This window comes from Natrinema versiforme (genome assembly GCF_005576615.1).
Taxonomy (GTDB): domain Archaea; phylum Halobacteriota; class Halobacteria; order Halobacteriales; family Natrialbaceae; genus Natrinema; species Natrinema versiforme_A.
This window is the reverse complement of record NZ_CP040330.1, coordinates 156,122-181,984: the sequence shown is the minus strand read 5'-3', so window position 1 is coordinate 181,984 and position 25,863 is coordinate 156,122. Positions and strand designations below refer to the sequence as shown.

26 protein-coding genes are annotated in these 25,863 nt (G+C 67.0%); 10 read left to right on the top strand and 16 right to left on the bottom strand.

Features of this window, described 5'->3' with window-relative positions:
• Window positions 1-29: 29 nt before the first annotated feature.
• The 4 genes from FEJ81_RS00880 to FEJ81_RS00865 form a co-directional block, all read right to left on the bottom strand.
• Entirely contained in the window at window positions 30-806 is a 777-nt protein-coding gene (locus FEJ81_RS00880; RefSeq protein ID WP_138243492.1) for a TrkA C-terminal domain-containing protein, read from the bottom strand.
• A gap of 92 nt (window positions 807-898) precedes the next feature.
• The gene (locus FEJ81_RS00875; RefSeq protein ID WP_138243491.1) at window positions 899-2,272 is read right to left on the bottom strand and encodes a hypothetical protein; all 1,374 of its coding nucleotides are present in this window, start codon (window positions 2,270-2,272) and stop codon (window positions 899-901) included.
• Between the two features lie 82 nt (window positions 2,273-2,354).
• Entirely contained in the window at window positions 2,355-3,443 is a 1,089-nt protein-coding gene (locus FEJ81_RS00870) for a saccharopine dehydrogenase family protein (RefSeq protein WP_138243490.1), read from the bottom strand.
• Between the two features lie 103 nt (window positions 3,444-3,546).
• Window positions 3,547-4,677 carry an ORC1-type DNA replication protein gene (locus FEJ81_RS00865; RefSeq protein WP_138243489.1) on the bottom strand — a complete coding sequence of 377 codons (1,131 nt, stop codon included), beginning with the start codon at window positions 4,675-4,677 and terminating at the stop codon, window positions 3,547-3,549.
• Between the two features lie 131 nt (window positions 4,678-4,808).
• On the opposite strand from FEJ81_RS00865, the gene FEJ81_RS00860 reads away from it, so the two are divergent.
• Complete coding sequence (locus tag FEJ81_RS00860; RefSeq protein WP_138243488.1) at window positions 4,809-5,144, top strand: hypothetical protein; 336 nt, start codon at window positions 4,809-4,811, stop codon at window positions 5,142-5,144.
• 19 nt (window positions 5,145-5,163) lie between these two features.
• On the opposite strand, the gene FEJ81_RS00855 is transcribed toward FEJ81_RS00860, so the two are convergent.
• The 3 genes from FEJ81_RS00855 to FEJ81_RS00845 all read right to left on the bottom strand — a co-directional run bounded on the left by FEJ81_RS00855 (window position 5,164) and on the right by FEJ81_RS00845 (window position 8,532).
• Complete coding sequence (locus tag FEJ81_RS00855) at window positions 5,164-5,331, bottom strand: DUF1059 domain-containing protein (protein ID WP_138243487.1); 168 nt, start codon at window positions 5,329-5,331, stop codon at window positions 5,164-5,166.
• A 146-nt stretch (window positions 5,332-5,477) separates the two neighbouring features.
• Window positions 5,478-7,532 carry a MutS-related protein gene (locus tag FEJ81_RS00850; RefSeq protein WP_138243486.1) on the bottom strand — a complete coding sequence of 685 codons (2,055 nt, stop codon included), beginning with the start codon at window positions 7,530-7,532 and terminating at the stop codon, window positions 5,478-5,480.
• A 166-nt stretch (window positions 7,533-7,698) separates the two neighbouring features.
• The gene (locus FEJ81_RS00845; RefSeq protein WP_138243485.1) at window positions 7,699-8,532 is read right to left on the bottom strand and encodes an aldo/keto reductase; all 834 of its coding nucleotides are present in this window, start codon (window positions 8,530-8,532) and stop codon (window positions 7,699-7,701) included.
• Between the two features lie 323 nt (window positions 8,533-8,855).
• On the opposite strand from FEJ81_RS00845, the gene FEJ81_RS00840 reads away from it, so the two are divergent.
• Window positions 8,856-9,815, top strand: coding sequence for a DUF368 domain-containing protein (locus tag FEJ81_RS00840; protein WP_138243484.1), 960 nt, complete (start codon window positions 8,856-8,858; stop codon window positions 9,813-9,815).
• Window positions 9,816-9,901: 86 nt separating this feature from the next.
• Window positions 9,902-10,096, top strand: a complete 195-nt coding sequence (locus tag FEJ81_RS00835; protein ID WP_138243483.1) for a hypothetical protein — start codon at window positions 9,902-9,904, stop codon at window positions 10,094-10,096.
• A gap of 27 nt (window positions 10,097-10,123) precedes the next feature.
• On the opposite strand, the gene FEJ81_RS00830 is transcribed toward FEJ81_RS00835, so the two are convergent.
• Window positions 10,124-10,516 carry a hypothetical protein gene (locus FEJ81_RS00830; protein WP_138243482.1) on the bottom strand — a complete coding sequence of 131 codons (393 nt, stop codon included), beginning with the start codon at window positions 10,514-10,516 and terminating at the stop codon, window positions 10,124-10,126.
• Window positions 10,517-10,648: 132 nt separating this feature from the next.
• The gene (locus FEJ81_RS00825) at window positions 10,649-11,638 is read right to left on the bottom strand and encodes an aldo/keto reductase (RefSeq protein ID WP_138243481.1); all 990 of its coding nucleotides are present in this window, start codon (window positions 11,636-11,638) and stop codon (window positions 10,649-10,651) included.
• A 192-nt stretch (window positions 11,639-11,830) separates the two neighbouring features.
• Between FEJ81_RS00825 and FEJ81_RS00820 the strand changes: the two genes are divergently transcribed.
• Genes FEJ81_RS00820 through FEJ81_RS00810 form a run of 3 tightly spaced genes read left to right on the top strand, consistent with a single transcriptional unit; the run spans window position 11,831 to window position 13,305 of the window.
• Window positions 11,831-12,160, top strand: coding sequence for a DUF5789 family protein (locus FEJ81_RS00820; protein WP_138243480.1), 330 nt, complete (start codon window positions 11,831-11,833; stop codon window positions 12,158-12,160).
• Between the two features lie 28 nt (window positions 12,161-12,188).
• The gene (locus FEJ81_RS00815; RefSeq protein WP_138243479.1) at window positions 12,189-12,776 is read left to right on the top strand and encodes a YciE/YciF ferroxidase family protein; all 588 of its coding nucleotides are present in this window, start codon (window positions 12,189-12,191) and stop codon (window positions 12,774-12,776) included.
• A gap of 16 nt (window positions 12,777-12,792) precedes the next feature.
• Window positions 12,793-13,305 carry a YciE/YciF ferroxidase family protein gene (locus FEJ81_RS00810; protein ID WP_138243478.1) on the top strand — a complete coding sequence of 171 codons (513 nt, stop codon included), beginning with the start codon at window positions 12,793-12,795 and terminating at the stop codon, window positions 13,303-13,305.
• Window positions 13,306-13,360: 55 nt separating this feature from the next.
• Here FEJ81_RS00810 and FEJ81_RS00805 read toward each other — a convergent pair whose 3' ends face one another.
• A complete protein-coding gene (locus tag FEJ81_RS00805) occupies window positions 13,361-13,579 on the bottom strand; it encodes a hypothetical protein (RefSeq protein ID WP_138243477.1) in 219 nt (72 codons plus the stop codon).
• A gap of 260 nt (window positions 13,580-13,839) precedes the next feature.
• Between FEJ81_RS00805 and FEJ81_RS00800 the strand changes: the two genes are divergently transcribed.
• Window positions 13,840-15,000, top strand: a complete 1,161-nt coding sequence (locus tag FEJ81_RS00800; RefSeq protein WP_138243476.1) for a glutamate-cysteine ligase family protein — start codon at window positions 13,840-13,842, stop codon at window positions 14,998-15,000.
• Here FEJ81_RS00800 and FEJ81_RS00795 read toward each other — a convergent pair.
• Window positions 14,997-15,566 carry a DUF6789 family protein gene (locus FEJ81_RS00795; RefSeq protein ID WP_138243475.1) on the bottom strand — a complete coding sequence of 190 codons (570 nt, stop codon included), beginning with the start codon at window positions 15,564-15,566 and terminating at the stop codon, window positions 14,997-14,999. The two genes, FEJ81_RS00800 and FEJ81_RS00795, sit on opposite strands and share 4 nt — an antisense overlap.
• Before the next feature lie 192 nt (window positions 15,567-15,758).
• On the opposite strand from FEJ81_RS00795, the gene FEJ81_RS00790 reads away from it, so the two are divergent.
• The 3 genes from FEJ81_RS00790 (at window position 15,759) to FEJ81_RS00780 (ending at window position 18,311) form a co-directional block, all read left to right on the top strand.
• Window positions 15,759-16,733, top strand: coding sequence for a Gfo/Idh/MocA family protein (locus tag FEJ81_RS00790; protein ID WP_138243474.1), 975 nt, complete (start codon window positions 15,759-15,761; stop codon window positions 16,731-16,733).
• A gap of 127 nt (window positions 16,734-16,860) precedes the next feature.
• A complete protein-coding gene (larE, locus tag FEJ81_RS00785; RefSeq protein ID WP_138243473.1) occupies window positions 16,861-17,727 on the top strand; it encodes an ATP-dependent sacrificial sulfur transferase LarE in 867 nt (288 codons plus the stop codon).
• A gap of 227 nt (window positions 17,728-17,954) precedes the next feature.
• Entirely contained in the window at window positions 17,955-18,311 is a 357-nt protein-coding gene (locus FEJ81_RS00780; protein ID WP_138243472.1) for a hypothetical protein, read from the top strand.
• Between the two features lie 60 nt (window positions 18,312-18,371).
• Here the strand turns inward: FEJ81_RS00780 and FEJ81_RS00775 are convergent, their stop codons facing one another.
• The 5 genes from FEJ81_RS00775 to tatC all read right to left on the bottom strand — a co-directional run bounded on the left by FEJ81_RS00775 (window position 18,372) and on the right by tatC (window position 25,747).
• Complete coding sequence (locus tag FEJ81_RS00775; RefSeq protein ID WP_138243471.1) at window positions 18,372-18,662, bottom strand: amphi-Trp domain-containing protein; 291 nt, start codon at window positions 18,660-18,662, stop codon at window positions 18,372-18,374.
• Window positions 18,663-18,741: 79 nt separating this feature from the next.
• The gene (locus FEJ81_RS00770) at window positions 18,742-20,553 is read right to left on the bottom strand and encodes a nitrite/sulfite reductase (RefSeq protein WP_138243470.1); all 1,812 of its coding nucleotides are present in this window, start codon (window positions 20,551-20,553) and stop codon (window positions 18,742-18,744) included.
• A gap of 405 nt (window positions 20,554-20,958) precedes the next feature.
• Window positions 20,959-22,305: an MFS transporter gene (locus tag FEJ81_RS00765; RefSeq protein ID WP_138243469.1), complete on the bottom strand. Its 1,347-nt coding sequence runs from the start codon at window positions 22,303-22,305 to the stop codon at window positions 20,959-20,961.
• A 6-nt stretch (window positions 22,306-22,311) separates the two neighbouring features.
• The gene (gene nasA / locus FEJ81_RS00760) at window positions 22,312-24,417 is read right to left on the bottom strand and encodes an assimilatory nitrate reductase NasA (RefSeq protein WP_229504787.1); all 2,106 of its coding nucleotides are present in this window, start codon (window positions 24,415-24,417) and stop codon (window positions 22,312-22,314) included.
• Window positions 24,418-24,769: 352 nt separating this feature from the next.
• Window positions 24,770-25,747, bottom strand: a complete 978-nt coding sequence (gene tatC, locus FEJ81_RS00755) for a twin-arginine translocase subunit TatC (RefSeq protein WP_138243467.1) — start codon at window positions 25,745-25,747, stop codon at window positions 24,770-24,772.
• Window positions 25,748-25,863: the final 116 nt, after the last annotated feature.

The window sequence follows — 25,863 nt, the reverse complement described above, 5'->3', positions numbered from 1 at the left end:
GCAACGGCGCGGTCGGGAGCGCAGTCGAATCACTCCCCAATCGCGGACAGCGGCCGTTTCGGATCGAGATCGCGCTCCTGGTCGACCTGTCGGTCGTGAGCGCGCTTTGCCGCCTCGTGAGCCGCGTCGTCGTCCTCGGCTCGGTCGGCCAACTCCCGCAGGCGCTCTTCCTGCCCGTAGGCGATGACGCGATCGCCGGAATGGATCCTGTGCTCGCCCGACGGCGCGCCGATGTAGGTGCCGTCATCGCGCTCGATGCCGAGGATCGTCACCCCCTCCGCCGAGCGCAACTCGAGGTCGCCCAGCCGTTCGCCGGCCAGCCACTCGCCCTCGTCGACGGCGATGTCGGCCACGCGGTACTCCCGGTCAAGGTTGAGCAGACCGGTGTAATCGCGCAGTCGGAACCGGGCGGACCGCGACAGCGCCCGCTCGATCACGGGCGTGAGCAACTCGTTGAACCACGTGCTGCGAGCGAGCGCGAGCAGGACGAGACAGGCGGCCACGAGAAGGACCAGCCGCCGGGACCGCGTTACGGGATCGGTCAGCGAGATGACCAGCGAGGCGATCGTCGTGACGAGTCCGACGTTCCCCAGCCGCATCAGCATCTTGACGGTCCGACGGCGACTCGGATAGGCGGTGATCTCCTCGGCCTCGTCGGTCGTGAAGCCGGCTCCCGAGTACGCGGACAGCGACTGAAAGGAGGCGACCTCCTGCGAGAGACCGGTCATCGTCAGCGCGACGGTCCCCGTCCGAACGACGAGCATCGACAGCGAGATGATGACGATCAGGGAAACGAGCGCGTACATTCGTCCCCGGAGATAGGAGCGACGGCCGGTTTGTATCCCGTGCCGGAGTGTTCAAGCGTCGGTTGCGGAGCCGCGAGCGGGTGCCCCGCGGATCACTCGACGATGTCCTCGAGCCGACCGCCGAACTCCGCGAGGTCGTCGTTGATGTCGTCACCGGAGCTCTCACCGGGCAGAATGTCGCCGAGTGCGGCGCCGAACGAGGCGACGGTCCAGACGACGCTGATGCGGGCGATCGCGACGACGGGATCGTGCCAGTCGGCGACCCGTCCCCACATCGTCATCAGCGCCGCCGCGGTCAGAAACGAGACGATCGAAATGCCGACCATGCGGCGCGGAACGAGGCCGAATATCGGCCGGTGCACCTGGACGTCCTGTGGTCCGGCCCAGTAGACGAGCGCCATCACCATCAGCAAGACGAACGCCGCGTTCGCGAGGAAGAAGACGGGGAACCCGCCGACCCGAAAGGAGAGGAAGTACTCGGCGATGTCGAAGACGCCGTCCTCGACCAGAAACGGCACGGCGAAGAAGATGCTCCCGACGAACGCCTCCGCGATATCGCGGGTGGTGTACTTCCGGATCCGATCGCCGAACGTGTCGTCGAGAGTCGCGTGTCTCGTTCGTTCCCTGAGACGCCGCATTTCGTGGCGTTCCTCGTGATCGTCGGCGTGGGACTCGAGGCCGTGGAACCGCTCGAGGATCGCGTCGACGAGTTCGACATCGGTCAGCCGATGGCTCGAGGCCGCGGTCGGGGTCTGGGTCGCGGTCGAAGCCGACTGCTGTCCGTCGCGGGCCCCGTCTCGGCCGGCTCGGAAGCCGTCCCGATCGGCCACAGCGGACGACGCGGACTCTTGGACCGAGAGGATATCGCCGAGCGCGGCGCCGAGCGAGCCGACGGTCCAGAGCACGTTGATGCGGGCGAGGGCTTCGGTCGGCGGCTGCCAGTTCCCGACCCGGCCCCAGACGGTCATCAGGACGGCCGCGGTGAGAAAGGAGACGACGAGGATCATGATCACCCGCGTCGGGACGCGGCCGAAGAGGAGTTCGGCCTCCGTCTTGTCCCGGCCCGTCCACTCGACGAGCGCGTACGTCATCGTCACGACAAACAGCGTGTTCGCGATCAGGAAGAACGGGATCGAATGGACAGTTACGCCGAAGAGGTAGTCGGCGATATCGAAGACCCCGTCCTCGACGAGCAGCGGGGACGTGAAGATCACGCTCCCGACGAACGCTTCGATCGCGTCGCTGACCCGGAGCCCCCGGATCCGCGAATCGATCAGCCCCCGCTCGTGGGCCGCCGACAGGAGCCCCTCGAGTTCGCGGATCTCCTCGTGAGCGTCGCTCGATTCGGTGTCGGCCGCGAAGTCGGTGAGCCCGTCGAAGAGATCCTCGACGTGGGCGGGCGTCGAGTGCGACTCGAGACGGCCCGCGCCGTCCTCGAGACGATCGGCCGAGGGATCGGTGTCCATTCTGGGTAGATCGCAGGGTACGAACGGGAGCGGGTATAGCGTTGTGGTCCCGGATCGACGAGAGCGCTCTCCGAACGCGTCGTCACCTGAGCAGCGGACTCACCGGTGAGGACGCGTTCGGCGTCGACTCGTCGAAGTAGCCGTCGACGCCGTCGAGTTCCAGTACGAAGTCGGGGCCGAACGCACCGGCCGGGGTCTGGAACCCGTCGTCGACCCCGCGGGCGAGTACTCGCCGCGCGGTCGTCACGGCCGCATCGACGGTCACGACGTACGGGTCGGGCGTCCGCAGTCGGGAGACGACCCGTTCGTCGTCGGTACTGGCCTCGCCCCAGATATACGCCGACCCGCGTTCGCGGGCTCGTTCCGACGGCCCCTCGCGGACGCCGGCCACCTGCTTCAGCGCCCATCGAACCGACTTCGATTCGAACAGCGGCGCGAGATAGCGGTGCGATCGCAGTGCCAGCCGAGCGGGCTGGGGCATCACCGCGTACACCTCGACGTTCGGAACCCCGGTCGTGTAGTGGGCCGTCGATACGTCTCCCATCGGCATCGTGACCGCCGGCCGCTCGCCGCGACCGAAGTCGATCTCGCGGGTCCGCCACGCCGTCGGCACGCTCTCGAGTCGGCCGTCGCGGCGAACGGCACCGCCGGTATCGGCACCCTCGAGGACCGTCCGTATCGTCCCGATCGACGGCACGCGAAACGAGTCGACACCCAGCGCGAGGTCGGTCGCGTCCGGGAGCCGCTCGGCGAGGTGGACGGCGAGACAGTCCATCGGCACCGCCGAGAACGCGGCGGCCGGGAGGAGCGTGACGCCGGCGTCGGCCGCCGCATCGTCCCGGTCTTCGATCCCCTCGATGACGGGGATCTCGCCGGTGATGTCGACGTAGTCGGTCCCGCTTCGGAGACAGCCCTCGACGAGCGCGTCGGCGGTGTTCGAGAACGGGCCGGCGCAGTTCAAGACACAGTCGACGTCCGCGAGGGCCGCCGCGACGACCGCGGGGTCCTCGAGATCGAATCGTCGGCCCGGCTGTCCGAGATCGTCGACCTGTTCACGGAGCCGATCGCGGTCGCGACCGGCCAGAATCGGATCCAGTCCGCGGTCGATCGCCTCGCGAGCGATGAGACTCCCGACGAACCCGTACGAGCCGTAACAGAGGAGCGAGGGCATACCCCGCGTACAGGTCGTCAACGGGTAAGCGACCGGCCAGAATAGTCATCGGTCTCGGGCCGTCGCCCCTCGAAAACGGGTCACTCGAGGGCGCGGTTGCCGCTCACTCGAGCCGGTCTAACACCGCCTCTTTCTCGTAGGACAGGGAGAGCGACCGCGAGCGGCCGCGGCCGTCGACGTCGGCGTAGTCGGCGTCGATCAGCCCGAGCTGGTCGAGTTTGTTGACGATTTCGGAGTAGCGGGTGTAGCCCAGGTCGGTCCGGTCGTGGAAGGCCTCGTAGACCTCGCCGGCCTGATCGCCGTCGCGTTCAGCGATCACCTCGAGCAGGGCCTGCTCGGTGTCGGTCAGTCCCGAGAGACTCCGCGAGAGGTTGATGTACTTGGACTTCTCGTAGGCGTCCTCGACGTCCTGGCGCTCGACAGTGCGGCTGGCCCGCATCTCGGCATTGAGCCCCGCCCGGCGCAACAGGTCGATCCCGACCCGCAGGTCGCCGCTCTCGGCGGTCAGTTCCGCGACGTACTCCAACGTCTCCCGACCGATGACGCCTTCGTGGAAGCCGCGCGTGACCCGCTCCTCGAGGATGTCGACGATCTCGGGCTGGTCGTAGACGGGGAAGTAGACGTCTTCGGGGCGGAACACGCTCTGGACCCGCGAATCGAGTTCGTCGATCACGTCGAGTGCGGGATCGGAGGAGACGACGACGACGCCGATCTTCGCGCCGGGGTACTCCTCGTGGGCCCGCAGCAGCGAGTAGAGCGTATCGCTGGCCTCGTTCTCGTAGAAGAGGTAATTAATGTCGTCCAAGGCGACGACCAGTACCTTGTCCTCCTCGACGAGTTTCTCGGCGATCTGGCCGAACAGCTTCTTGAAGGAGATGCCCGACGAGGGCGGCTCGTAGTCGAACGTGCCTTCGAAGAGCCGCGAGAACACGGAGTAGCGGGTCGCGTTGACCTGACAGTTGACTCTAATCGTTCGGACCTCACTCGTCTGGGCCCCAACCTCGTCGAACAGTTTCTGGATCGCCGTCGTCTTCCCGGTCCCGGGCGGCCCCCGAACCACGACGTTTAGCGGTCGCGACCCCCGCACCGCCGGGCGCAAGGCGTAGGTCAGGCTCTGGGTTTGGCCCTCGCGGTGCTTGAACGTCTCGGGGACGTAGTCGATCTCGAAGACGTGCTCGTCCCGGAACACGGATTCGTCCCACGACAACATCCCCTCTTCGGGGTCGTCTGCCATCACTTTCACCCTGCTTCCGCAGCGTCTTAATGCTTCGGTGGGTCGATCCCTCGCTCGATACCACTGTCACCAGTTAGTGTTTCACACGGTCACAAACATTAATATTCATTATATCTATTTAGCTCGTAGCGATGACGCCACCGGAACCCCCAGACGCGATTCCCGACTTCCTGCTCGAGCAGTTCGACGATCTCTCCCCGAAGACCCTGCGGGGGATCGCCGAGTACGCTCGCGAGGAAACGTACGTCAAACCCGACGAGATGCCGGATTCGATGTCGACGGCCTTGGCGTTACAGGACGACGAGACGGTCGCGGCGATCGCCGACTACGCCGACGCGCTCGCCGAGTTCCTCGCGGAGCGAGACGCCGACTCGCTCAGAGAGATCACCGGCGACCCGAGCGACGAGGAAGAGAAGTGGGGTCACAAACGGATACTGGAGTGGCACGGCGGCGGGCGGCAACGGTAGCCGTCGGGCAGTCGGCGATTCAGGCGACCTCGATTCGCTCGAGCCACCGATCGAGATCCGCCGGCGCGATTCGGGTGCGATGTGCGACGCGGGCGTGGGCTCTCGCGAGCCGCGCCGCCTCGTAATCGGCATCACAGCGCAGCTCGAAGGAACAGCCGTCCCTGGGACACTCGAACTGATATGGCATGTGATACCACAGACTCCGCGCAGTCGTAGGTGTTGTACTTGCATGCCCCAGTGCAGTATGGCGACTCTCGCCGGTTCCGACCGGGCTGCTGGCGGGAATCGAGCGGAGTGGACTGGGACCCGTCGACGGGAAACGGAGGGATCGAACTAGTCGAACTTCTCGAGCAGCCGATCGTAGAAAACGGGTTCGGGTTCGCCGCCGTCCGGCGCGCCGCCATTTGTCGCTATCCGATCGTCTCGAGCCTCGTCGGCCAGTTTCTCGACGATCAGTTCCGGCGTCGACCGCGCGAGGTGATCCTTGACCGGCGAACGGTTCACCTCGAGTTCCCCGTCGACCAGCCCGACGGCTTCGATCCCGTCGACGGTCACGTCGAACGCGGCCATCTCGCTGATCTCGTCGGCCAGATGGGAGACGAACACCGCCGTCGCGCCGTTCTCGGCCAGCGCCTCCAAGATCCCGGCGATGATCTTCGCCGACGCGCCGGGTTCGGTGATGCTCTCGAGTTCGTCGACCAGCACGAGCGAGCCCTCGCCGCCCTCGGCGAGGTCCGCGAACTCCCGCACGGTGGACTCGAAGGCCCCTGCGTCGAGGGTTCCCTGCGTCTTCGCGTGGTAGTGCAGATCGTCGAACCGCCGCAGGCGAACGCGCTCGGCGGGGACCGGCAGCCCCATGTGCGCCAGAATCACCACGCTCGCGACCAGGTCCAGCGTGGAGGTCTTCCCGCCGCTGTTGACCCCTGACAGCAGGGCGACGCCGGAAACCTCGTAGTCGACGGGGTCGATCGCCTCGAGCGGTTCGTCGAGCAGCGGCGAGCGGCCGCCCGCGATTGCGAAGCCGACGGCGTCGCCGCCGCCCTCGCTCTCGCCCGGCGCAACGAACTCGGGTATCGTACAGTCGTACTCCCGGGCGAACCGGGCGATCGCGAGTTCGACGTCTAACTCGAGGGCGTCGCGGACGAGTTGGCGGGCCCCATCGCGCTGGTCGGCGAGGTCGGCCGCGAGTTCGCGTTTGAGCCGGCCCGCGCGGCGCTCCTTGGCCGCCGTCAGCTCGTCGCGCAGGCGGCCGATGACATCGTCGTCGCGCTCGACCGGAAACGTCGGCTCGTCGCTGAACGCGCGGCGGGCGATCTCGGCCTCGCCCTGCTCGAGGTCGAGCGCGTCGACGAGGTGGTCCCGGGCGGCCTCGACGGCCGCGGCGTACTCGTCCGCGAGTTCGCGGGAGAGCAGCGAATCGACGCCGGCCCCGCGTTCGACCAGCGAGAGCAGGTCGGAGCCCTCGATCGTCACGTCCTGTTCGCGGATGGCCTCCCGCAGGTGGTCGTTGGCGACGCTCTCGGCCGCTCCGGCCGCCGCGTCGAGGTCGTCGACCGCCGTCGTCAGCCGGTCGAGTTCGTCGTCGCCCGCAACTGTACCGTCCTCGTCGAGCCGCGAGAGGCCGTCCTCGAGCGCGGCGAGATCGCAGGGCGCGTCGAGGCCGGCCTCCCGGTGGACCTCGATGGCCGCCTGCAGCCGGTCCCGGTTGCGCGCGAAGAAGGCGAGCGGGCGCTCCGGGACGACCTCCGCCGGCGTCTCGAGCGCGTCGGGCCGGACCTGCACGTCGCCATCGAGGGTGACGCCGGCGAAGGACTCGTCGAGGGCGATCACGGTGGCGTACCCCCGCGCGAGTTCGGCCAGCCCCTGTGCGTCCTCGACGATCTCGACGGAGAGCTCCGGGATCGCCTCCCGGGCCTCGGAGTAGCGCTCGGCGTCGGTCGTCGCCAGACAGCGCTCGCGGACCCGCACGTCGCCCGGCTCCCGGAGCGGTTCGACCCCCTCGAGCGCCGCGAGCACGGCCGGCTCCGGCTCGCGCTCGAGCGCGTCGGCCGCGAACGACTGCACCTCCTCGATGCGCGAGCGCCGGGGGCTCGGATAGATCGTCTCGAGTCGCTGGGCCGCGTAGTCGGTCACGGTGCGCTCCTCGAGCCGCCCGAGGAGTTCGCGGTAGACCTCGCGGGCGCGGTCCGTCGCGAGGAAGCCGCCGGGATCGTCGTGCTCGAGCCGGATCGCGCCGCGCGCGATGCGGGCCGCCCGGCCCTGCGAGATTCCCGGCGCGGTCGCGATCGCCTCCACGTCGCCCGCCCGAAGCGCGCGCTCGGGATCGTCGAGTGCGGACAGCGCTCGGGCCGTCTTTTCGCCGACGCCCGGAATCGACTCGAGGTCCATGTTCTCGACCGGCGTATCAAACCGGAGCGAGAAAAAGTTCCCGCCCGGAGCGTCCGTCCATGGTATCACGAGGCACGCGCCTCGAGCCGCTCGGCGCGGAATCGAAACCGGTGTGTAAGCGGCGGATAGCTGTCGAAATAGAGATTAGTGGCGACGATCCCCGCCGTCAGGACCGAATGCCGTAGGTGTCGTCGTCGAGGTCGATCATGTAGACGTTGTCCATCCGATCGATGTCGTCAATGCGGGCGACGTCGTCGGCGTCGAGTTCCCAGCCGAAGAGGTCGATGTTCTGCCGGAGGTGCGGTTCCGAGGTCGACTTCGGCAACACGACGATGTCCTTCTGGAGCGCCCATTTCAGGGCGACCTGTGCCGGCGTCTTCTCGTAGGCCTCGGCGACGTCGTTCAACACCGGATCGTCGAAGAGTTCGGTTCTGGCGAGCGGCGCGGACGCCTCGACGACGATGTCGTGTTCGTGGCAGTACTCGAGCAACTCCTCGCGGTAGTACCACGGGTGGAGCTCGATCTGATTGACCGCGATCGGCACGTCGGCCACCTTCCGGGCGAACATGAGCTGGTACTTGCTGAAGTTGCTGACGCCGACGTTTCGGATCAGCCCCTCCTCGTGAGCGCGCTCGAGCGCGTCGAACGTCTCCCGCAGCGAGATCGCGGGGTTCGGCCAGTGGATGAGATACAGGTCCAGCGCGGAGACGCCGAGTTTATCGAGCGACGCCTCCAGCGACTCGAGGACGTTGTCGTAATGCAGGTTCGACGGGAGCACCTTCGACGTGAGAAAGAGGTCCTCGCGGTCGTGCTCGGAGAGGACCTCGCCGATCTCGGCCTCGTTCTTGTATCCCTCCGCCGTGTCGACGTGGGTATAGCCGCGGTCCAGCGCGGTTCGGACCGTCTCTTTCACGGCGTCGCCGCCGACGTCCCACGTGCCGGCACCGACGACCGGGATCTCGTCACCGCTCGGGAGCGATCGCGTTGGCACTGTGTCCATAGAAATCACGTACACGTTTTCTATCAGCGTGGAAAACGATTCCGAACCCGGTAATATCGGGACTTCACCGCCTGTCCGATCGCTGTGTAGAGCGGCGCTCGTCCAGTACCCCGCGTTTTTCGACGAGACTGGCAGAAATAGGCCGGTAACGACGGTCACGTGCGGAGACGGCACGCGCTGACGCGGTTGTCGCACTTTTATACGGCCGCACGTCGCCCCATCGAGCATGCAGCCGACACGGCGGCCCGATCGCTCGGGCTCGAGACGACGAGTTCGGACGCGAGCGAGCCGACAGTCGAGCCGAAACCCGCGGGAACTGAGACATGGCGCATGAGCGAACCGACATCGTCGGCGACCGCATCGAACTGCTCCGGGCCTACGGCTACGGGCTCTGTATGGGTGCAGCGGACGCGCTGCCCGGCGTCTCCGGCGGGACCGTCGCGCTCCTGCTTGGTTTCTACGGGCGGCTGATCGCCGCCGTCACCGCACTCACGCCTCGTCGGGGGATCGCCGTCCTCCGGGGGTATCATCCCGAGAACCGGTCGCGAGCCCGGGAAGCGCTGCTCGAGATGGACCTCCAGTTTCTGGTGCCGCTGGGGGTCGGGATGGTCACCGCGGTCGTCCTCATCGCCGATATCGTCTCGTCGCTCGCAGAGTCCCATCCGGTGGCGATATTCGGCTTCTTCACCGGGCTGATCGCCGCCTCGGCGATCGCGCTCGGCCGGAGCCTCGAGTTCTCCTCACCGGCACACCTCAGCGCTGCAGCGGCGGGCGCGACGCTCGCACTGCTGGTCGCCGCCGACATCGTCCAACTGCCCGGCGGCGGGCCGGTCGTGATCTTCGTCGCCGGCGCGATCGCGATCAGCGCGATGATCCTGCCGGGCATTTCGGGCTCGTTGATCCTGATCCTGCTTGGCCAGTACGTCTTCCTCTCCGACGAACTGAGCGCGTTCGTCCGCGCCGGGGCGGACCTGCTCGGCGGCGGCTCGCTCGCGGCGGTCACCGACCCGGGGACGACCGTGGCGCTGTTCGTCGCCGGCGGCGTCATCGGCCTCGTCACCATCGCCCGCGTCGTGCGCGCCGCGCTGGCCCGCCACCGCGGCGTGACCCTCGTCTTCCTGGTGAGTCTGATCGCCGGCTCCGTTCCCGCGCCGTTGCACAACATCGGCGAGGCGCACGCGTGGACGACGGAAACGATGGCGCTGACGGCCGCGTGGGCCGCACTCGGGGCAATCGTCCTGTTCGCGCTCGAGCACCTCGTCGGCGGGTTCGATCCGGAGTAACCGGGCCGGGATCTCGACTCTGCGGATAGAATAGTACTTGCAACCGCTGGGACCGGCGCTATTTCGTCGTCGCGTCTAGAACGAGTATGCCAGTCACGGCTCTCCTCGGGACGAAACCGACGCGATCACCGCCGATCCGCGCGGTCGTGGCGGCGGCAAAGCGGGAGTTCGACCGCGGCAACTGGGGCCGCGGATGCGTGCTGCTCGGCCTCGTCGTCCTCGCGCGACTGGGGAGATTCATCGATCCGACGGCACGACGAGTTTCCGACGCGGCGCGGTAATCCACCGCCGATCGCGACCGACGCTGCTCAGTCGCCGAAGTCGGCGTCCTCGAAGTGTTCGTTCGCGAGGTCGTCGATCATGTCCTCGATATTTTCCGCCTTCTCGTCGTCGAGGTCGTCGACCGCACCGACGCCGTGACCGCCGCTTTTCGCCGTCTGCAGCGCGTTCTTGTTGAGGTTCCCGTCGGGATCGACGACCGGGAGTTTCAGATCCGTGAAGTTCTCCGGCGGAAAGCCCGACGCCGAGAGGATGAAGTGGTCCGACACCTCGCTCAGATCGTCGGTCTGGCGAGACTCTGACGAGTCTCGCTGACCATCCGAGCTCCGCTCGGAGATATCGAAGTCCTCGAGTCGCGGTTCGTCCCACTCTTCGGTCGTCGTGTCCGAAAAATCGGGCTCGTGCAGCTCGTAGTCGGTCATACGCGAGGGTACGCCGCGCCGGAAAATCGGCGTGGTCCTTGCGTACTCACGGCCTCGAGTCGAACTCGAAGGCTCGCCGCGAAGCGTCTCAGCCGAGCAACGCAGCGGCCGTCTCAGTGGCTGCTTCCGGCGCTACCAGCGGTGGTGGACGTGTTCGAACACGTACTCCTCGTAGACGTCTCGGACCGCACCGTGGACCTGATTCGAGAGCGGCGACAGGTCCGAAACGGCGGCGTTGCTCCGGACGTGCTCCGGCGAGGTCGTCCCCGGAATGACCGTCGAGACCGCTTCGTGATCGAGGATCCACCGGAGGGTGAGGTCGGCCAGCGACAGGTCCTCGGGGACGTGGGGGTCGAGCGCGTCGACGGCGTCGTGGCCCGTCTCGTAGGGGACGCCGGCGAACGTCTCGCCGACGTCGAAGGCCTCGCCCTCGCGGTTGAAGTTCCGGTGGTCGTCCTCGGCGAACTCCTGGTCGCGCTCGAGCGCGCCGGTCAAGAGCCCCGACGCGTACGGCACCCGGACGATCACGCCGATATCGTTCCGTTTCGCCCGCTCGAAGAACAGTTCGTTCGGGCGCTGGCGGAACGGGTTAAAGATGATCTGGACGGTCTCGACGACGTCGTACTCGATGGCCTTCAGGGCTTCCTCGACCGTTTCGACGCTCACGCCGGCGTGAGCGATCTTGTTCTCGGCTTTCAGTCGCTCGAGCGCGTCGAACGTCGACGGCTGGTAGTACGCCTCGGTCGGCGGACAGTGCAACTGGAGGAGATTCAGCGTCTCCTCGCCGAGGTTCTCGCGGCTCCGGTCGACGAACGAGGAGAGGCGGTCGTCGTCGTAGCGGTCGGCCTCGTGTGGCTCGAGCCGACGGCCGGCCTTCGTCGCGACGAACACGTCGTCGTGAGCCCCGCGCTCGTCGAGGACGTGCCCGATGTGGCGTTCGCTGCGGCCGTCGCCGTAGACATCCGCGGTGTCGATGAAGTCGATGTCCGCATCGATCGCGGCGCGGACGACATCGCGACCGGTTTCGTCGTCGACATCGCCCCAGTCGCCGCCGATGTTCCACGTCCCGAGGCCGACCTCGGAGACGTCGCTGTCGATCGAACCGAGTCGTCGATAGTTCATGTGCGACCATTCGCACGGATCGGCCTATGGCTTGGCCTGCCGGCAACCCGTTCCACGGCCTCGCTCGAGCAGTGACCGTGAATTACTGAAGTGTCGATATACGGCCGTAGAGGTGCCAGAAGGACGGTTTAATCGTCCTGTCGTCGCCTGCAAGCTGTGGTACTTTCCCGCCCATCGGGATAGGTCCACCCGATGAACCACATCGACGAGACCACGGACGAGATCCGGTCGCTGGACGTCGGCGCTATCAACGACCTGTTCGGGGACGCGACGTTCCCGATGACCACCGACGAGGTGCTCGCGGAGTTCGACGACGTCGAAATCACGTACCCGCGGCGGTCGGATTCCCTCGAGACGATCCTCGAGACGTCGGGCCACGAGACCTACGGGACGCAGGACGAACTCGAGTTAGCGATTCTCAACGGCGTCAGGCGAGACGCCGTGGGGCGGCCGCGGTACAGCGACCGCGGCGACAGCCCGCACAATACCGACGAGCACATGCGAGATCAGCAGTCGTTCTGAACGACCGACTCGCGACCGAGACACAGCCATGAGCACGACAGCAACCACACCGCGCGACGCGCTCGCGACCGAGTTGGAACGACTGTACTACATCGAACGGGAGCTCTGTGACGAACTCGAGACGCTGGCGGGCGACGTCTCGATCGACGCGGTAGCCGACACCCGCGCGACGGAGTGTCGAGAGCGGCTGTGGGAAGCGGTCGACGAGCACTGCTACGAGACCCAGCGACACTGCGAGCGGATCGAGCGGGCCTTCGACGCGCTCGGCGAGGAGCCCGACACGCGACGCGCCCCGGAGTTCGACGGCCTGATCGCCGACAAGGAGGCGTTCAACAACGTCGTCCTGAACGACGCGCTCCGGCCGCTGTACTACCTCGAGACCGCGCTGAAACTCGAGGCCCTCGAGTGTACGGCCTACGAGACGGCAATGGCGCTCGCGAGCGCCATCGAAGGTGAGGACGCCGACGCCGTCGTCGACGCGCTCCGACCGAACTACGACGACGAACGGGCGATGCGGGCCGATCTCGAGTCGCTGTCGGACGGCGACGCCCTCGAGACGCTACTCGCGGCGAGCCCGGTCGACGACGCCAGTCGCGGGTCCCTCGATCGACGATGATCGCACCGATCAGCCCATGAATATCGAAACCCTCGAGGACGTGTTCGGATATCAGCTACAGCGCGCATACTACGTCGAACGCGCCCACGTCGAACTGCTCGCCGAGATGGCGACCGACGCCGCGAACGACGACCTCGCGGCGCAGTTCGAGACTCACCGCGACGAGACCGAGCGACACGTCGAGCGACTCGAGCGCGTCTTCGAGGCGCTCGGCCGGCGGCCGCGAGCGAGTCGGTCGCAGACGGCCGACGGCCTCGCCGAATCGCGCCGGACTCGCTTCGATGGAGCCGACGGCGAGTCGCCGCCGACGTACGTCGATCTCGAGATCGGGCTCGCGGCGGAGCGCCTCGAGGTCCGGTCCTACGAGGGACTGCTCAGGCTGGCGGGGCGGCTCGCCTACGCGGACGATATCGTCGAACCGCTCGAGGAGACCCTCGAGGAAGAACGGGCGACACGCCGGCGACTCGAGGCCCTCGAGACGGAGATATCGATCGTCGACTCGCTGGAAACGGGGCGCACGGAGCAGTAGCGAAGAGCGCGGTCGACGTGCGGAAATCGCCCTACGACCCGCGGGAGGGCAGCGGTCACTCGTCGGTCGGCTGGTGGAGCCCGAAGACACACTCCAAACCGAACATGACGAAAGCCATCGTAAGCGTCCGGACGAGGAGGAGTTCCCCCGTCACGAGACCGACCACGAGAACGCCGGTACCGGCCGACGCTCCCAAGAAGGCCGCGTACGACCGTTGAGAGAGTCCCCGCAACCACGTATCGCTGCGGTCGTAGAGACGTTTCACGGGACTCATTTCCTCCCGATACGGTTCGTCCCGGCAAATGTGTGACGGGGCCGACACGTGCCGGCTGAATTGATCGGCTCCGTTGGGACCGCAACGGGAGAAATACGGCAGGCGGCTGCAGGCACGGCCGCTTCGGGAAAACGCGTCGATCATCGAGACACCGAAATACGGAACTCGAGCCGCCGACCGACCCGAATCGCGTCTTCTGTGGAAGCGAAATCGACTGCCCTGCATCGCCCGATTGGCCGCCCGACGGAAATCGCCCGACAATGAAAACGAGCATCGAAGTCGAGTACTGGGTCGTCGATAGCGACGGTACCCTCACCGAACCGGGGCCGCTCGCGGACGTATCGGACCGAACCGAACGGGAGTTCGTCGAGCCGCTGTTCGAGCTGAAGACGCCGCCCTGCGAGTCGGTGTCGAAGCTCCGAACGGCGCTCGTCGAGGAACTCGAGGCCGTCCTCTCGAGGGCGGCGGAACTGGACAAACGCCTCGTCCCGCTGGGCACGCCGATCAACGGCGACGGGATCGACCGTCGCCCCGGCGAGCGGGGCCGCATTCAGAAGGCAGTGATCGGCGACGACTTCGATCACGCGAAGTACTGCGCCGGCACGCACATCCACGTCGAGAAGCGGAACGTGACCGACCAGCTCAACGCGCTCATCGCGCTCGACCCGGCGCTCGCGCTGGTCAACTCCTCGCCGTACTACGGCGGCGAGCGGATCGCCAACGGAGCCCGCGCCCACTGTTACCGAAAGCAAAGCTACGAGTCGTACCCGAAACACGGCCAGCTCTGGCGCTACGTCGAGAACGTCGGCGAGTGGCACCGCCGACTCGAGCACCGCTACGAGGAGTTCAGAGACGCGGCCCTCGAGGCGGGTGTCGACGCGGACGCGGTCGAGGAACACTTCTCGCCCGACGACGTGGTCTGGACGCCCGTTCGGCTGCGCGATTCGATGCCGACCGTCGAGTGGCGCTCGCCCGACGCCGCCCTGCCGAGCCAGATACTCCGACTGGCCGGCGAACTCGAGACGGTCATGGAACGGCTCCACCACACCAACGTTCGGATCGACGGTGCCGGTGCAGGCGACGGCGACCGCGACGGCGGACGGCGAGCGAACGAGGGCGCGCTCACCGGGATCGAGGACGAGCCGACCGCCCGCCCCGGCCACGTCACGGACGAGGAAATCGCCCTTCCCGCGTTCGAAACCGTCCGTGACCTCGCCGAATCGGCGATCCACGACGGCCTCGAGTCGGCGGCCGTCGCGGGCTACCTCGAGCGGATGGGCTTTACCGTCGGCGACTACCACCCGATCGCGATGCAGATCGACGGCCGACAGTATGTGACGAAAGCCGACGCCCGCGAGCTGCGACTCGAGTACGCGAGCCGGCTCGAAGCGGATGTCGCGGAACTGAGCGAGGACGGTTAGTTGCCGTCGTCGTACTCGTACTCCCGTTCGGGATCCTCGACGCCCTCGGTCCGGGAGCCGATCCACGCGCCGAGCGAGAGTCCGTAGACGAGATGTCCGGCGTGAAAGAGCGCGAGTTCGTCCGCCTCGAGGCGGATGTCGAGCAGTTCTTTCAGCATGAACTGCGCGCCGAAGGCCGACAGGACCATCCCGTAGATCGAACCCCAGACGAGCCCGCGCTGTTCGGGTTCGATCTCCCGTCCGGCGTCGTACAGGGAAAACAACGCGCCGAAGACCACGCCCGAACTGATCCCGTAGACGAGGTGCAGAGCGAGGCCGGCGACGGGGTGGTCGTCGGGATCGCCGTCGGCGACGTACTGCGACCAGAAGTTCGCCGACGGCGGCAGTGATCTGAGGATCGGCAGGCGAAAGGCGGTCATGATGAGCGTCGCGACGAAGCCGGCCTGCACCCCGCGAGCCACGGCGTCGGCGACGTGTTCTTCGCGCTGGTGGTCGTCGGCCTCGCTCGGCTGCCCCTCGGTGTCGGCAATCGAGCGCAGCCGTTGGAGTTGGTCTGATACAGCCATAGTGATCCGGATGACGCTCCTACCACGGACGGCTCCTTAACCGTCCGGCGCGCTGTTTACTGGTCCCCGCGTCGCGGCCGCGACGGATCGAGCGACGAGAACCGTCGCCGATCGGATGTCCCAGCAGTCGCGTCGGTCACCGCTCGCGGACGACTGCTTGAATATTTATACGAGTTCGCGAAACACACCGACATGGATTTCGGCGTTCTCAGTACGGCCGGTATCGCACAGAAAGCGTTCCTCCCGGGAATCGCGGCCAGCGACCACGACGTGACGGCCATCGCGTCCCGCGACGAGGCCGACGCGCGCGCCGTCGCGGCGGAGTACGGGATCGAGGAGACCTACGGCGACTACGGCGACCTCATCGCCAACGCCGACGTCGACGCGCTCTACGTCCCGCTACCGAACTCGCTCCACGCGGAGTGGACGAAACGCGGGGCCGACGCGGGACTCGACGTCCTCTGTGAGAAGCCGCTGGCGGTCGACGCCGCGGAGGCGCGCGAGGTCGTCGACTACTGCCAAGAGCAAGGCGTGACCCTGATGGAGGCGTTCATGTACCAGTACCACCCGCGGACCGAGCGCGCGTTCGCGCTGGCCCGCGACGAACTCGAGGACGTGCGCTCGGTGACGGCGACGTTCAAGTACCGGCTCGACCGGACCGAGGACATCCGCCTCTCGCCCGAACTGGCCGGCGGGAGCCTGATGGACGTCGGCTGTTACGCCGTCTCGGTGGTTCGGCAAGCCCTCGGCGAGCCGGAGCGGGCGTACGCGACCGCGGCCGACACCCGCGACGCCGGCGTCGACACGGAACTGACCGGCGTCCTCGAGTACGCGGACGGCGTGACCGGCCGGGTCTCGTCGGGCTTCGACACGGAAGGCGTCCAGCGCTACCGCATCGAGGCGACCAACGGCTGGGTCGAGGTCCAGGACGCGTTCGACATCCCCGAAGGGGAACTGTCGCTCGAGTACCGGATCGACGGCCGCCACGGCGTCGAGACGTTCGCGCCGGTCGACCAGTTCCGCCTCGAGATCGAGCACTTCGCCGACTGCGTCGCCGCCGGCCGAACGCCGCGGACGGACGGCGACGAAGCGATCGCGAACATGCGAGTCCTCGACGCGCTGTCGGAAAGCGCCGCGGAGGGGCGAGTCGTCGACCTCGATAGCTGAGCGCCCGCGCCGGGTGAGCGGTCCTCTGCCGAGTCGTCGACCCGTCGAGGAGTCGAGCCCTCGGCCCGTCGAAACACCGCACGACCGACGCAACGTCCTTTTGCCCGTCCGGTTCGAACCTCGAGCCATGACAACGGTCGAGGCGAAACTCGAGGCCGCCCGCGAGGACCTCGCGGCTCGCGACGGGGTCGTCGTCGCCTTCTCCGGCGGGGTCGACTCGAGCGCCGTGGCCGCGATCGCCCACGACGCGCTCGGCGAGGACGCGGTCGCCTGTACCGCGAAAAGCGAGACCTTACCCGAGGCCGAACTCGAGGACGCCCGACGAGTCGCCGACGAGATCGGCATCCGCCACGAGATCGTCTCCTTCTCCGAACTCGAGAGCGACGACTTCGTCGAGAACGACGACGATCGCTGCTATCACTGCCGGACGATGCGACTCGGCGAGATGCTCGAGACCGCCCGCGACCTCGGCGTCGGAACCGTTTGCGACGGGACGAACGCCGACGATCCGGGCGCGGGGCACCGGCCCGGGCTGCAAGCGGTCGAGGAACTCGACGTTCACTCGCCGCTGCTGGCCCACGACATCACGAAGGACGAAGTGCGGGCGATCGCCGACCACTATGACCTCTCGGTCGCCGAGAAACCCTCGATGGCCTGTCTCTCCTCGCGGATCCCGACCGGACTCGAGGTCACCGAAGACCGACTCACGCGGATCGAGCGGGCCGAAGCGCTGTTGCGACAGTGGGGCTTCGAGCAGTTCCGGGTGCGCGACCACGACGGCCTCGCCCGCATCGAGGTCGCGCCCGACGAACTCGAGCGGGCGCTGGAACTCGAGTTCGTCGAGACGGTTCGGGCCGAACTCTCGAACCTGGGCTTCGATCACGTCACGCTGGATCTCCACGGCTACCGCACGGGCAGCGTCAGCCCCGAAACCGAAGACGAGGAGCCGGTCGTCGAGGACGTCTTCGCGACGGAGTCCTCGAGCGACGATTGAGCGACGGACGAACGCGGTAGCCGGGGTCGAACGCGGACGGGAGTCGACCGCCGCGACAAGCGTAGATTCGACGGTCATCCGAATTACATGGCTGTTAGAAGACAAATATTCAGAATATAACCACTATTTACGCGGAGAACCCACCAATGATGAAGTATCTGGACTATCGGTCGATAATATTGCTCGTTGCGATACGAACGTAGCACTCGGGTTGGTATCAGTGATCGATGGAAGCCGACGTGCCGCTCGAGTGGAACACGGAAGAGTGTCGGACCTATACCCCGGCCGACACGGACCGGGAAATGCAGTATCGGACGTACCTCCACGAATCAGGCGATCTGCGGCTAAAGGTCGCGCCCGCCTCGCTCGACGGCGAGGACCACCCCGGCTACGCGCTGACGGCGACGAGCTACCCGGGGCTCGACCTCTCGGAAACGATACGGGTCAGAACCGTCCTGACATTCGAACGGTGCGAGCGGACCGCCCGCGAGTTCATGGACCTGTTCTCCGCCAGCTACGACGGCCCGGGCTCGCTCGAGGATGCGCTGGACTACGCCTACGAGCGAACGCGCGAGCACCGCTAGCGGCGGCTGGAGCCGATTTCTCGTCGATCGGATACCTCGCAACGACGGCCGGAGAGTCCCTCACTCGATTTCTAACGCTCCGTCGCTACTCTCGTCCTCGCCCTCCTCGACCTCGTCCCACTCGAGTTCGAACTCGACGCTCAATTCGCCGGGGCCGTCGGCCGGCCCCTCGCGTTCGGCTTTGACCTCGAATGTCGGCCGGGCGGGCGGCTCGAGAGTCACGGACTCGGAACCGGCTGTAAGCGTGATCGCCTCGCCGGCGTCTAAGTTGTCCGCGACGCGGCGGAGCAGTGACGCGATTTCCGCTCGGTCCCGGTCGCTCTCGGATTCGAAGAGTACGTCTTCGGGCATACGAGACCGTACGGACCGGGAGCTGATAAATACGCGCTCGAGAAATCGGGGCGATCGTCTCGGGCGGACCGAAACCGCGTCAGTCGTCGGACGGGGCCGCGGACTCCTCGCCGGTGGCGGCCGCCGCGGACTCGCTCTCGGCGAAGGGGTACCACGACTGCTTGGCGTCGGCCATGTACGGCGCCTCGAAGTCCGTCTCCTCGGGCTCGCAGAACTCCACGAGCTGTTCCTCGGCCGTCGCCTCGACCCACTGGCGGAACGTCTGACCGTCCTCGCGGTGGGCCGCGTAGGCCTCGAGCAGGTTGCGGATCGCGCCCGGCGCTTCGTCGGCGGGCACGCGCTGTTGGACCCAGTCGATGAAGGAGGGGTCCTCGCCGACGCCGCCGCCGACGCCGATGTCGAAGGCCTCGACCATCTCGCCGTTCTTGCGGGCGCGCATGCCCTGCAGACCGATATCGGCGGTCATCGCCTGCCCGCAGTCGGCCGTACAGCCGGAGTAGTGCATCTTGATCTTGCCGACATCGTCGGGCAGTTCGACGTTCTTGTTGAACCAGCGCAGCATGCGAGCCATCCGACCCTTCGTCTCGGTCAGCGCGATCGAGCAGAATTCCGTGCCGGTACAGGCCATCGCCCCGCGCTCGAAGGGGCTGGGCTCGGCGGGGTACTCCTCGAGGATCGGTTCCGCGAGCAGCCCCTCGAGGTCCTCGTCGGCGACGTCGACGATGACGGGGTTCTGGCGGCGGGTCAGGCGGACCTCGCCGGAGCCGTACTCGTCGGCAAGATCGGCGAGTTCGATGGCGTCCTCGGCCGGCAGGCGGCCGACGGGAACGCTCAGGCCGACGTAGTTCTGTCCGTCCTTCTGATCGCCGACGCCGACGTGGTCGTGCTGGCCCGCTTCGACGGGGCGGCCGGCATTGTAGGTGTACTCCTCGCGGAAGTCCTCGCCTTCGGTGTGCATTTCGAAGTCGACGTACTCCTCTTGGAGCGTCTCGCGGATTTTCTCCATGCCCCAGTCCTCGGCGAAGAACCGGGCGCGGTTCTTCGAACGGTTCTGGCGGTTGCCGTAGTCGTGGTAGAGTTCGACGAAGCCGCGGCCGACCTCGTAGGCGTTCTCGGGACGGACGAAGACGTCGAGCGGCGTCGCGGCGCGGGGCTGACGGCCGCCGAGCCCGCCGCCGATACAGACGTTGAACCCACGGACTTCCTCGCCACCGTCGGACGAGTCCGACGAGCCTCCGGCTCCGCCGGAGACGTCGATCTCCTTGGTCGCCGGCTCGAACCCGATGTCGTTGAGCGAGTCCTGTGCGCAGCCGACCGTACAGCCCGACGCGCTAATGTTGAACTTCCGGGGCATGTTCGCGAGCGCGTCGTCCTTGCGCAGGTCCTCCTCGAAGCGCTCGAGCAGCGGGCCGGCCTCGACGAACTCCTCGGCCTTCCCGTGGAGCGGACACCCCGAGATGTTGCGCATCGTGTCCCCGCCCGCCGAGCGGGAGTGGACGCCGGCGGCCTCGAGTTTCTCCCAGATCTCGGGCACGTCCTCGAGTTTGAGCCAGTGCAGTTGCACCGACTGGCGGGTGGTCAGGTCGATCCACCCGTTGCCGAACTCGGGGTTTTCGACGGGGCCTTTGGCGTACTCGCGGGCGACCTCGCCGATCGTCCGCAGTTGGTCGGGCTCTAAGATGCCGCTGGCGTTGGTCAGCCGCATCATGAAGTACGATTCCTGCCCGGAGCGCTGGTGGAACAGCCCCCAGAACTTGAACCGGGTGAACCACTTCTCGTGTTCGTCCTCCGGAATCGCCTCGTAGCCGCCGTTGTCCGCGAACTCGAGGATGTGTTCGCGGACCTCGTCGCCGTAACAGCCCTCCTTGAGTTCCTCTTTCTTATGCGCCATCGGCGCTCACCTCACTGACCGAACGATCGGCCTCGAATCCGCAGAGTTCCTCGCCAAACATGTCGTAATTCACGTTTTGACGACATGGTCCTAAAACATATAACAGTAATCGTTTACAAAATCAGTTTTTCGACGTGGTTTCGGGGCCGGACGTGGTATCTCCAATGACATATGCACTGTATTAGGACGTATATCACGGCTGACCGGGGCGGAGAATGGGCGATTACACACCCGGTCCGGGCGGCCAACCCCCCGATTAGGGGTGGGATCGGACGGCAATCTCGCTTTCAGCGCGCACACCGGGCCGCGACCGACGCGGCTCGGCCGGTGTGACGCGTCGCGGGGGATCGCGACTGCTCGAGAACTCGACGAACGGGCAGGAGACGGGGCGAAAAACGAACGGCTTCAATCGTCGGACGGGACCGCCGTGTCCGGGGTCGGCTCCACTCGAGTCCGATACAACCCGCCGGAGAGCCCGATCGAGACGACCGCGAGGACGAGGAACACGACGTAGCCGTTGGCGTAGCCGGCGGGCCCCTGCAGGTCGACGAAGAGGCCGAGCACCGGTGGGATGACGAAGCCGCCGAACGCTCCGAGGCCGCCGACCAGCCCGGACGCGCCGCCGACGGCCTCCGGCACGTACTCGGGGACGAGTCCGAACACCGCCGCGTTGGCGACGCCGATCCCGATCCCGAGCAAGACCGTCCCGCCGATCGCGAGCGGGACGGTTCGCGCCGCGATCAGTACGGCCGCGGCGACGCCGACGACGACGAAGCTCGCGATTGCAGTGGGTTCGCCGCCGAATCGGTCGCTGACGACGCCGCCCGGCACGCGGACGAGCGCCGCGAGCAGGGTGAACGCGAGCGCCGTGAGGGCTCCCGCACGTTGCACGGACAGATCGTGGACGGCCGCCCAGTAGGACGGAAACCACGTCGTCAGCGCGAGAAAGCCGCCGAAGGAGGTGAAAAACAGCGCGACGAGGACCCACGTCCGCCAGATGCTCGCCGCCTCGCGGATCGAGGCCATCGCGTCGCCGCTGGGGAACAGTTCCTGTCCCCGCGTTTCGGCGCGCCGTTTCGCGGCGTCGGCCGCAAGTCCCTGTTTCCGGAACTGGAAGAACGGCGCGTCGACGGCGACGACCGCGTAGGCGAGCGTCCCGCAAACGAGGAAACCGAACCACGCCAGATACGCGCCGGTCAGGCCGAGCGCGGCGAGCGCGACGGGGACGACGAGCGTGAAGATCCCCGGCGAACTGTTGCCCAGCCCCGCGTACACCGCGAGCATCGTTCCCTGTCGCTCCTCCGGGGACCAGTACGACGTCTGGGCGGCCCCGACCGAAAACGTCGCGATTCCACAGCCCGACAGCGAGCCGAACAGGAACACGAGCGGGTAGTGAGCCATCGTCAACCCGTCGGTCCCGAGCGTGACGAGAATCGTGGACAGGCCGGCCATTCCAACGACCGCACAGCCGAGCAAGACGAGAAACGGCTTCGCCGCGCCGACGTCTTCGACCCATGCGCCGAAGGGAACCCGGAGCAGCGAACCGGTGAGTTGCGGCGCGGCGACCAGCAGTCCGAGCGCGATGCCGGACAGTCCCATCGCTCCCTCGAGTTCGGTCGCGACGGGACCGTAGAGGACGACGCCGGCGAAGCCCACGAAGAACCCGAGGGTCGCGGACGCGACGCCCCGTCGGGCGTTCCCCCGAATCTCGAGCGCGTCGTCGATAGCCTCGGAATCCGATCTCGCCGTCATGAACTGTCAGGCGCTCGCTTCGGCGACCGACCTGACGTCCCGTTCCCGAAGCGACTCGAGGCGAACCGCGCACTGCTTGAAGTTGGGTTCGTTCGAGCGCGGGTCGACATCGGGCAGCGTGAGGTCGTTCACGTCGGGGTGGTGGATCGGCAGCCAGACGACGCCGTCGGGGATCGCTTCGTCGGTCTCGACGCTGACCGTGACCGACGCCCGGCGGGAGACGACGCGAGCGAACTGCTCGTCGTCGCCGTCCTCGAGGTCGTCCGCCGGGGCCTCGAGTTCCTCCGCGAAGGCGGCGGCCGTCGCCGGGCTGACCCGGGCCGTCGGCGGCTCGTCTTCGCGGGTCCGAACCCCGGTGTTGTAGGCGTCCGGGCGGCGCGCGGTCGTCAGCGTGAACGGGTAGGACTCGTCGGTCGGCTCGGGAAGCGGGCGGGCCTCGCCCGTCGAGAACCGCGCGCGGCCCGACTGGGTCGGGAACGACCACGAATCGTCGGCGGCGTCGCTCTCGTCGGACTCGTCGCCCTCGTAGTACCGGTAGCCCGCCGACACGTCCGGCTCCGGTGCCGGCCAGCGGACTGCACGTTCGGCCTCGAGGCGGTCGTAGCTGATCCCCGAGAGATCGGCCGGCGTACCGGCCGTCAGCGCGGCGAGTTCGTCGAAGACGGCTTCTGGCTCCGGCCGGTTGTCGAACAGGTCGGGGACGAGGCGATCGGCGAGTTGGCCGATCAGCGTGAGATCGGTTCGGACGCCGCCGGGCGTCTCCGTTGCGGCTCGGACCCGGGAGATCGTCCGTTCCATGTTGGTCGTCGTCCCCTCGGACTCGCCCCACGTCGCCGCGGGCAGGACGACGTCGGCGTACTCGACCGTCTCGCTGCGGAAGGCGTCCTGGACGACGAGGAACGAGTCCTCGAGTTTCTCGCGGACGCGGGTCGCGTCGGGCATGCCCGCGACGGGGTTGGTCGCGACCGCGTAGACCGCGTCGATGTCGTCGCCGATCGCGTCGACGATCCCGACCGGTCCCGGGCCCGGGTCGTCGGGGAACCGCGAGACCGACACGTCCCACGTCTCGGCGACCTCCCGACGATGGTCCGGATCGGCGAAGGGGCGGTGGCCGGGCCACGACCCCTTCGAGGAGCAGACGCGGGTCCCCATCGAGTTGGCCTGTCCGGTCAGCGAGAACGGCCCCGAGCCCGGCCGGAGGTTGCCGGTCGCGAGACACAGATCGATCAGCGCGCCCGCGGCCGCGGTCCCGTTGACGCTCTGGTTGATCCCCATCCCCCAGTAACAGAGGGTGCGGTCCTCGAGCGCGTCGGCAAGGCGGTCGACGTCGTCCATCGAGACGCCCGCCATCTCGGCGGCCTCGGCCGCGTCGGGCAGCTCCGCGCGGAGCTCCTCGAAGCCGACCGTCGCCTCGGCGACGAACGCCTCGTCGACGCGGTCCGTCTCGACGACGCGAGCGAGGACTGCTCGAGCGAGCGCGAGGTCACCGCCCGGCTCGAGCGGGACGTGGTGGTCGGCCACCTCGGCGGTCTCGCTGTGGACGGGATCGACGACGATCAGCTCGGAGTCGTCCTCGTCGGCGGACTGGCGAATCCACCGGAACATGACCGGATGGGCGGCCGCCGGGTTCGCGCCCCAGACGACGTGGCTCTCGGCCTCGGGGATGTCGTCGTAGGTCGGCGGCGGCGCGTCGCTGCCGAAGGCGTCGTAGTAGGCGGTGACGGCCGAGGCCATACACAGCGTCGTGTTGGCGTCGTAGTACCGGGTACCGAACCCACCGCGGGCGAGTTTCCCGAGCGCGTAGGCGGCCTCGTTGGTCTGCTGGCCGCTCCCCAAGACGGCGACGCTGTCGCCGCCCGACTCGAGCGCGCTCCCGAGTCCGCCCGCCGCGCGCTGGAGGGCGGACTCCCACGTCGTCGGGACGAGTTCGCCGTCTTTCCGCTCGAGGGGGCGGGTCAGCCACTCGCCGCCCGGATCGGCGGTCTCACTGACGCCGCGCTGGCACGCCAGTCCCTGATTGACCGGATGCGCGGCGTCGCCGCGGACGGTCTCGAGGCCGTACCCCCGCTCGGGGGCCTGCTGGACGTGGCCGCAGCCGACCGCACACCGCATACACGTGGTCGGGACGAGTTCGGTCACGGGTCCCACCCCGCCGCGTCGGCGCGAATGGGATTATGTGATTTACAATCACACCCATCAAAGCGATATTGGCGCAACATCATTCAAATGTTCACAGATTAGGAGAACATATGCACCTACTAAACGGTGATCGTTTACGAACTATGAATTTTATCTCGAGAACGAGACGGAGTCCGCAATATGCGAACGGATGCATACAATATAAGGCCATTATATGACGGGTGTACCGGCTGGCGACCAAACGAATGTCCACGGATTCTCGACTCGTCTGCGGAATTGATGTCGAGAACGCCGCGTGGAAAAACGGAACCGGACTCGAGTCGACTTACTCGCGCCCGACCCACTTGAGGACGAACAGCGTCCCCTCGAACAGCAGGATCATCGTGATGGCGACGAGGATGGGAGCCATCATCGTCGGGTCGATGGTGAACATGAACGACAGCCCCGCGAAAGCCGCCCAGAAGTACAGCCGCTTCTGGGCCAGCCAACGGCGGGTCGTCACACCCATCATGATCGCCAGCATGATGAACAGCGGAATCTGGAAGACGATCGCGAGGAAGCCGGTCAGCGTGATGATCAGGTTGAACGTCTCGCCGAGCGCGTACGCGATCATGGCGCTCTCCTCGGCGTAGTAGGTGAAGTACTCGAAGAGGATCGGGAGGACGAGGACGTACGAGAACAGCATCCCACCCGCAGCGAGCACGACGCTCGTCGGGACGGCCGCGAGGTAGTACTTGCGCTCGTTGGGATACAGCCCGGGCCGCATGAACAGGTAACACTCGTAGACCAACACCGGCAGGGCGAACATGATCCCCAGCAGCGACGAGATCTTGATCCGCGTCAGCCACAGCTCGAGCGGGTTGTACACGTGCGGCGGCGGGACCTCGCTGACCTCGTAGGGAAAGACGTTGAACCAGACGAATTCGATGGCTTGGGAGGCCCACAGAAGTCCGATCGCCGTCCCGCCGGCTCCGAACAAGAGGACGACCGCGAGCCGGAGGACCATCTCCTCGATGTGGTCGGCAAGCGGCATCTCCTCGTCGTCCGGCGGCGTCGAGATCCCGCCGATATCGTCGTCGGAGTCGGGATACGTCGGCTCGGGGTTGTGCCGGTCGCCGACGACGCCTTCGCCGTCGGTCTCGAGACTGGGTTCGTCCGGCTCGTCGTGGTCGGCCGATCCGTCGTCGGATACGGGATCGGCATCGGCATCGGACGCATCGGCGGCTGGCCGTCGCTCGTCAAGGTCGTCCCCCGACTCTCGGGTGCCCTCCACGTCGCGGTCGTCCGCCGGCTCGTCCGACATCTACGGGATAGTGATAGGGCACCGGTTATAGGCCTTTTTCTTACGAACACCCCTCGAGAGTGAGAAGGCCGCTCGATCGGTCCTCGAACCGCACACCCACTCGAAAGGTTGATAAC